General features: G+C 64.7%; 7 protein-coding genes and 1 pseudogene. 5 read left to right on the top strand and 3 right to left on the bottom strand.

What is annotated here, in order from left to right:
- Window positions 1-641 (bottom strand): annotated as a pseudogene (locus tag EN993_RS28395) (hypothetical protein); the annotation flags it as partial.
- A 182-nt stretch (window positions 642-823) separates the two neighbouring features.
- On the opposite strand from EN993_RS28395, the gene EN993_RS28390 reads away from it, so the two are divergent.
- Entirely contained in the window at window positions 824-1,246 is a 423-nt protein-coding gene (locus tag EN993_RS28390; RefSeq protein WP_023763026.1) for a metallopeptidase family protein, read from the top strand.
- A 162-nt stretch (window positions 1,247-1,408) separates the two neighbouring features.
- On the opposite strand, the gene EN993_RS28385 is transcribed toward EN993_RS28390, so the two are convergent.
- Window positions 1,409-1,615 carry a DUF1737 domain-containing protein gene (locus EN993_RS28385; RefSeq protein WP_127265431.1) on the bottom strand — a complete coding sequence of 69 codons (207 nt, stop codon included), beginning with the start codon at window positions 1,613-1,615 and terminating at the stop codon, window positions 1,409-1,411.
- 113 nt (window positions 1,616-1,728) lie between these two features.
- Window positions 1,729-2,619 (bottom strand): CoA ester lyase, encoded by an 891-nt coding sequence (locus EN993_RS28380; protein ID WP_164757863.1) that lies wholly within the window; start codon window positions 2,617-2,619, stop codon window positions 1,729-1,731.
- 353 nt (window positions 2,620-2,972) lie between these two features.
- Here EN993_RS28380 and EN993_RS28375 point away from each other — a divergent pair, with 353 nt between their 5' ends.
- From EN993_RS28375 to EN993_RS28360, 4 genes are all read left to right on the top strand, one after another.
- Window positions 2,973-4,517 (top strand): DUF4173 domain-containing protein, encoded by a 1,545-nt coding sequence (locus EN993_RS28375; RefSeq protein WP_127265429.1) that lies wholly within the window; start codon window positions 2,973-2,975, stop codon window positions 4,515-4,517.
- Between the two features lie 3 nt (window positions 4,518-4,520).
- A complete protein-coding gene (locus tag EN993_RS28370) occupies window positions 4,521-5,213 on the top strand; it encodes a response regulator transcription factor (RefSeq protein WP_127265428.1) in 693 nt (230 codons plus the stop codon).
- On the top strand, window positions 5,204-6,799 hold the full coding sequence (locus EN993_RS28365) for an ATP-binding protein (protein WP_127265427.1): 1,596 nt from the start codon (window positions 5,204-5,206) through the stop codon (window positions 6,797-6,799). The genes EN993_RS28370 and EN993_RS28365 overlap by 10 nt, the downstream gene beginning before the upstream one ends.
- A gap of 29 nt (window positions 6,800-6,828) precedes the next feature.
- The coding region (locus EN993_RS28360; RefSeq protein ID WP_164757862.1) for an FAD-dependent oxidoreductase at window positions 6,829-7,142 on the top strand (314 nt) is incomplete at its 3' end.

Below are 7,142 nucleotides of genomic sequence, written 5' to 3'. Positions count from 1 at the left end.
GGCTCGGGCTCGGCAGCCTGCCGCAGCAGGAACACCGGCCGGCCGGCCCCTTGCGCCCTTGCATGCAGCCGGCGTGTCGCGGTCAGGTCCAGCCGCTGCGGATTGCCGCGAATTTCCAGGATGACCGCGGCGAGCGCCGTCATCCGGGCCGCCTCCTCGGCGACCCACAGCGCATCGACAAGTCGGGGCGCCTCGGAAAACAGCAATTGCTCCGGCCCGATGCCGAACGAGCCGTGAAGCCCCCGGGCATAGGGAAAACCGGCCTCGCGGAAAATCTCCGTGGTGCCGATCCACAGCACCGGCAACCCCGGCGTTTGCTTGAGGATCAGGCTGGTGAGCGACAGGGCGAAACCGGCGACGGCCCCGGCATCGCGGGTTTGCGTGCCATGGATTTCGCTCAAGGCGGCCTTCGGCAGACCGCCGCTCAGGGCGACATCGAGGCGCCCGACGCCGATGGGCAGGAAAGCATCCGGCAACGCCGCGGCAATGCCGCGCCGGACGATTGTGAGATCGGTGTTGACGTCAGCATCGGAGGTCGCGGCAGCCGGCGCAGCCAAGCGCTCGGGCAGCGTTCCCTCGATTTTCGCGATCTGGCGGCGCAGGGCAAAAACAGTCTCCCGCGCCACGGCGGTCATCGCCATGACGGTCAGCTTCCACTCACAATTGTTCCTGTTATGTTCCTATAGATTCCAGAGGGTGCTGGAAGAGTCAAGCGGAGTCGTGGGGAATTTATTCCTCTCCGCCTGGATGGTGCAGGCGCATCAGCCCGTTCATTTGCCGATCACGGCGTGAAAGCCTATATGCCGGGATCAAAGGACAAAGCATGGCTCGCATCTACAAGACCCGCACCTGGCACGACGAACTCTCGCCCTCAATGGACGAAATGGAGTTCCTGGCGCTGGAGGCGTACGCCCATCTGCCGGAGGATTTTCGCAAGCTGACCGGCGAGATCGTCATCCAGATCGCCGAATTCCCGACCGACGAGATCATGGACGATCTGTCGCTGGAGACGCCGTTCGACCTGCTCGGCCTGTTCGAGGGGCGCGGCATCGCCGAACGCTGGAATCCGCAGACCGGCGAGGGTCCGAACCGCATCACGCTCTACCGCCGCGCCATCCTCGACTACTGGTCCGAAAACGAGGAAACGCTGGGCGACATCGTCACCCACGTGCTGATCCACGAGATCGGCCACCATTTCGGGCTGTCGGACGATGACATGGAGAAGATCGAAGAGGCAGCGGAGTAGGCTGTGCCGATATTCAGGTGAGGCCGGCCTGCAAATGGCGGTCCCCTGCGCTTCCGGTGCTCACGTACCCAAAAGTACGCTCCGCTCCGGTTCTCGGGCACCACCATTTTCGACTCGGCCTGACCTGAATCTCGACACAGCCTGCGCCGGCGCTTTGCAAATCTACCAATCACTCAGCTTGGTATCCGGCCTGTATTCCTGACCGTCGATATCCTTGACCACGGCCTGACCGCAGCGCATCGTCTTGGCTTTCTTGTCGTAGGCATAGGTCGGCGAGCCGAACAGGTGCCAGCCCTTGTTCAGCGCTGCCGTCACCTTGTGGCAAAAGCTGGCGTCGTCCGGGCCGGTCAGAAAGCGGTAGAGTTTCATGTCTCAAGTCCTGTCGTGAATAACCTTAGCCGATTTTTAGTTTAGCATGATCTCTGGACAAACGGACCGTTTGTCCGAGAAAACCGGTTCCCACTTTTCGGGATCATGCTTGATCATGCGCCGATGGCGGCGGCCTTCGCCAGCAGTTTTTCGGCCTGCGCCAGGTGCAGCCGCTCGACCATCTTGCCGTTCAGCGCGATCACGCCCTTGCCGGCATTCTCCGGCAGCGCGAAAGTATCCTTGACCAGGCGGGCCTCGGCCACCGCTTCCTTGGATGGAGCGAAGGCACGGTTTGCGGCTTCGACCTGGGCCGGATGGATGAGGCTCTTGCCGTCGAACCCCATGGCCGCCGCCTCGGTGCATTCATGGGCGAAAGCGTCGAGGTCGCGAAAATCGTTGGAGACGCCATCGAGCATGTCGATGCCGCCGGCGCGCGCGGCCAGCACCATCTGCATCAGCCATGGCACGAGATAGCGCCGGTCCGGTGTCGCCAGCACACCGGTGCCCTTGACCAGATCATTCGTTCCGGCAACGAAACAAGCCAATCGAGAGGCAGGGTCGCGGCCAAGTTCGGCGATGGCGCCGATGTTGAGAAGCGCCTTGGGCGTCTCGATCATCGCCCATAGATTCACGCTGTCGAGGGCAAAATTGTCGTCGAGCACATCGCCGGCCTCGAGCAGGTCGCGCGGCGTGTCGACCTTGGGCAACAGGATGCCGTCGGGTTCGCAGCTTGCCGCGGCCAGCAGGTCGTCGGCGCCCCATTCGCTGGCCAGCGCATTGATGCGCACGACCATCTCGCAGCGCTTGCCAATAGGGTCGGCAACCGGTCGGTTGGCGAAAATGCCGGCCAGTTTTTCGCGCGCGGCGATCTTGTCCGCCGGGACGACGGCATCCTCGAGGTCGATGATGACCGCGTCGCAGGAAAGCTGCGCGATCTTGGCCAGCGCCTTGTCGTTGGATGCCGGGATGTAGAGCACCGAGCGGCGCGGGCGATAGGTTTCCATAGGTGATCTATGCCGCGTGTGGTTGGTGGAGGCAAGCGCGTGCATTAAGGCTCGATCTCCCCCTTGTGGGGGCGCTGTCCGGCAGGACAGAGGGGGCCTGCCAGCTCTGGCCTCTGCACGAAAACTGCACACGCTTGCGGAAAACCTCCTCGGATCCGCCCTGCGATCTCCCCGCCGGCCTGCGAGACAGGCGGCATGCAAAAGCGAGCAAAACCCCGTCTGCCTCATCGGCTGCGCAGCGAAGGCTGGTGGCTGGCCGATCCGCCGCGCGCGAATCCGACGGCGATCCTCATCCCCTTTGTCCGCAAGAGCCCGCCGGCAATCCGGCGGAACGTCATCAGGAAAGCCAGGTCATGACAGCGTTGTTCTCCGCCGCACCGAGCTGTTGCAGCCGCCTTGGCGTTGCCGCCCTGCTGGTCGCGCTGGCGGATTTTCTGTTCTACGGCCAGCCCGCCGGGATCACGGTTTTCCTGTTCGCCCTCGTGATTGCCGCCGCGGTCGTCGCCGTGCATCCGGCGGCTTTCAGCGATGGCAGGGTCTGGCTCAAGCCCATCGCCCTGCTTGTCGCGCTGCTGCCGCTCGCCGAGACCGTCAGCGCCTTGTCGGTGTCAACTGCGCTGGCGGCGCTAGTCGTTTTCGCGCTTTCGCTGAGCGGGCGGCTGCGGCACAGCATCGCCCGCATTGCCGGCCAGATCGCGCTGTTCGGGCTGGCGGCGCCGTTCCGCTTCGCCAGTGATTTCATCCGCTGGCGCAAGACGGCGCGCCGCTTCGGCCGGCGCCGCGTCCGCCTCGCCGCCATCGCCGTCTGGGTGATGCCGCTGACACTGGGCGCGGTCTTCCTGGCGCTGTTCGGTGCCGCCAATCCGGTCATCGATTATTGGCTGTCGCTGATCGACCTTCTGAAACTGCTCGATCTCATCCAGCTTGCGCGGATTGCCTTCTGGCTGTTCGTGCTCGCCGGTGTCTGGGCTTTTCTGCGGCCACGGGTGCCGCGCCTGGTTCGCCGCATCCCGCGCGCGGCGCCGGCCGCCAGCATCCAAGCCGAGAGAACCGTCACCACCATCGAGGACATGCTGTTCGGCAAGGCTGCCATCCTTCGCGCGCTTATTGTCTTCAACATCCTGTTTGCGCTGCAGACGGCGCTCGACGCCACCTATCTGTGGGGTGGGGTGGCGCTTCCCGACGGGCTGAGCTACGCCGCCTACGCGCATCGCGGCGCCTATCCCTTGATCGTCACCGCGCTGCTTGCCGCCGGCTTCGTGCTGGCGGCGCTGCGGCCGGGCAGCGAGACATCGGCCGATCCGCTCATCCGCCGGCTGGTCTATGCCTGGGTGGCGCAGAACATCATGCTGGTCATCTCGTCGATCCTGCGGCTCGACCTCTATATCGGCATCTATGCGCTGACCTACTGGCGCGTCGCCGCCTTCGTCTGGATGGGGCTGGTGGCATCAGGCCTTGTCCTCATCATTGCCCGCATCGCGCTGGGAAAATCCAACGAATGGCTGCTGTCCGCCAATCTTCTGACGTTATCTCTGACGCTTTATGCCGGCTGTTTCATCAATTTCGCCGCAACGATCGCCAATTACAATGTCGACCATTCCTTCGAAATGACCGGCCAGGGCATTTCCCTCGACGCCTGGTATCTGCGCTCGCTCGGCCCGGGCGCGTTTCCGGCGCTCGACCGCTTCCTCGATCATCAGAGCCGGACGGCTGCCGCCAACAATCCGGTTGTTCGTGAGTTGGCGGAGCGGCGCGGCAGCGATGAAGGCTGGTACCGCGCCGTCCAGCAGAACTGGCGGGCCTGGAGCTTTCGCGACTGGCGGCTGCTCGGATATCTCGACAGCAAGGGGCCGTTCGTGGTTCCTGATCGTATCGAACCCCACATGCCGGGCCACTGATCCATGCCGCATCATATCCTCGTCGCCGACGATGATCCGCACATCCGCGAGGTGATCTGCTTTGCGCTGGAGAAGGCTGGCATGAAGACGCAAGGTGTGGCCGACGGCGCGGCTGCCCTGCAAGCGATCGGACGGCGCACACCCGACCTGGTCGTGCTCGACATCGGCATGCCGGAGATGGACGGACTGGAGGTCTGCCGGCGGCTCAGGCACACATCCGATGTGCCGGTGCTGTTCCTGTCCGCGCGCGACGAGGAGATAGACCGCATCCTCGGGCTCGAAATGGGCGGCGACGACTATGTGACAAAACCGTTCAGCCCGCGCGAGCTGGTCGCCCGCGTCAACGTCATCCTGCGGCGCGCGCGCCCGGCGGTGCCCGAACCGGCCGACGACAGGCAGTTTTCGCACGGCAAACTGGCTCTGGCGCCGGCCAGCCATGCCGCCAGCTTCGACGGCAAGCCGCTTGCCCTGACGGGGATAGAGTTCTCGATCCTGAAAGGGTTTCTGGCGCGGCCGGCGCATGTGCTCGACCGCGACGCGGTGATGGCCAGCGCCTATGCCGGCAAGATCCATGTCGCCGGCCGTACCGTCGACAGCCATATCCGCAACATCCGCGCCAAGCTGGCAGCAGTGGGTTGCCCTGATGTCATCGAGACGGTGCATGGCGTCGGCTTCCGGCTCGGCCGATGCGGCTGACGAGCAAATGGATCGGCCGCAAATGGCGGCCTCGCCTCGCCACGGTCGTCGTCGCCATCCTGATCCTGGTGATGGCCTTGCCGCTGGTCGGCCTGTTCTTCTTCCGGCTCTATGAGAATCAGCTGATCCGCCAGACCGAAGCGGAGCTGATCGCGCAAGGGGCGGCCGTCGCCGCCATCTATGCGCAGGATGTGCGTGACGCCGGCATTGCCGCGGAAAAACTCGGTGCGCCGATGCCGGGGCCAAGCGGGGATTCAAGCCGAAGCGTCAATCCTGACCCGCTGTACAGGCCGATCGAGCCGCAACTCGATCTCGCTTCCGATCATGTCCTGCCCACTCGGCCGGCGGCCATGCCAGGCACCGCCGATCCCGCCTTCGCCGCGATCGGCGCGCGCCTGTCCGGCATTCTCGACGCCACGCAGAAAACCACGCTGGCCGGCTTCCGGCTGCTCGATCCCCGGGGCGTTGTCATTGCCGGGCGCGACGAGGTTGGGCAGTCGCTTGGCGAGGTCGAGGAGGTGCGCGCCGCACTTGCCGGCCGCTATGCCAGCGCGCTCAGGCTGCGCATCCCCGACCAGCCGGCGCCGCCGCTCTATTCGGTCAGCCGCGGCACCAGGGTGCGTGTCTTCGTCGCCTTGCCGGTGGCCGTCGATGGCCAGGTCGCCGGCGTGGTCTATGTGTCGCGGACGCCCAACAACATCATCAAACATCTCTATGGCGAGCGCGGCAAGGTGACGTTGGCGGCCATCGCCATTCTCGGCGGTACCCTGCTCATCGGCCTGGTCTTCCTGCGCACCGTCAGCCGGCCGATCTATGCGCTGATCGATCGCACGGAGCGTATTGCCGCCGGCGATCGCGCGGCGATCCGGCCGCTCGACCATCACGGCACTCGAGAGATGGCGGAGCTTTCCGCCGCCTTCCTCGACATGGCCGAAAAACTGCAGGCGCGCTCCGACAGCATCCAGACTTTTGCTACCCATGTCTCGCATGAGCTCAAATCGCCGCTGACGGCGATCCAGGGCGCGGCCGAATTGCTGCGTGATTCCGGCAGCGCGATGGACGATACGGAGCGGCGGCGTTTTTCCAACAACATCGTCACCGATGCCGGGCGGCTCAATCTGCTGGTGCGGCGCCTGCTCGATCTGGCGCGCGCCGAAAACCTTGCGCCGAGCGGCGAAAGCACCTCGATCGGTGCGGCACTGGCGCTGCTTCCCGTCGACACCAGGCTGGCGGTCCGCGTCGAGGCCGGCGGCGATGTGGCCTTGCGCATATCGGCCGAGAACGCCGCAATCGTGCTTGCTAATCTTATCGACAATTCGGCCAGGCACGGAGCGACGCAGGTTTCGATTGCCGCTGCGAGCGCCGGTGGCAAGGCGAGCATCCTGGTCAGCGACGATGGCGCCGGCATTTCACCCAGCAACCGGGCGCGCATCTTCGAGCCGTTCTTCACCACGCGGCGCTCTACCGGCGGCACCGGCATGGGCCTCGGCATCGTGCTGGCCCTCCTGAAAGCGCATGATGGTATGATCCGGCTTGTTGACAGCGAGCGCGGCACGCGCTTCGAGATCATTCTGCCGGTGGCGTGAAGGATGCCATCGGCCGGATCGGAGAAAAAATGCGCTACGACATCGTCATCGTCGGCGGGGCCATCGTCGGCTCCTCGGTTGCCTATTATCTGCGCGAGGAAGGGTTTTCCGGCTCGATCGCGCTGGTCGAGCGCGACCCGCAATTCGCCCATGCGGCGACGACGCTGTCCCTGGCCTCGATCCGCCAGCAGTTCTCCATTCCGGAAAATATCCGCCTGTCACAGTTCACGCTAAAGCTGTTCCGGCGGCTGAAGGAGGAGTTCGGCACTGATGCCGATATCGGCTTTCGCGAAGGCGGCTATCTCATCCTTGCCGGCGAGAATGGCTTGCCGATCCTCAAGAG

Source organism: Mesorhizobium sp. M7D.F.Ca.US.004.01.2.1 (assembly GCF_003997785.1).
Taxonomy (GTDB): Bacteria; Pseudomonadota; Alphaproteobacteria; order Rhizobiales; family Rhizobiaceae; genus Mesorhizobium; species Mesorhizobium loti.
This window is presented reverse-complemented; position numbering and strand designations above follow the sequence as displayed.

Excerpts from the sequence above, each read along its gene's own strand:
- EN993_RS28390 (WP_023763026.1), top strand. The coding sequence starts at position 824 with ATGGCTCGCATCTACAAGACCCGCACCTGGCACGACGAACTCTCGCCC.
- EN993_RS28385 (WP_127265431.1), bottom strand. The coding sequence starts at position 1,615 with ATGAAACTCTACCGCTTTCTGACCGGCCCGGACGACGCCAGCTTTTGC.
- EN993_RS28380 (WP_164757863.1), bottom strand. The coding sequence starts at position 2,619 with ATGGAAACCTATCGCCCGCGCCGCTCGGTGCTCTACATCCCGGCATCC.
- EN993_RS28375 (WP_127265429.1), top strand. The coding sequence starts at position 2,973 with ATGACAGCGTTGTTCTCCGCCGCACCGAGCTGTTGCAGCCGCCTTGGC.
- EN993_RS28370 (WP_127265428.1), top strand. The coding sequence starts at position 4,521 with ATGCCGCATCATATCCTCGTCGCCGACGATGATCCGCACATCCGCGAG.
- EN993_RS28365 (WP_127265427.1), top strand. The coding sequence starts at position 5,204 with ATGCGGCTGACGAGCAAATGGATCGGCCGCAAATGGCGGCCTCGCCTC.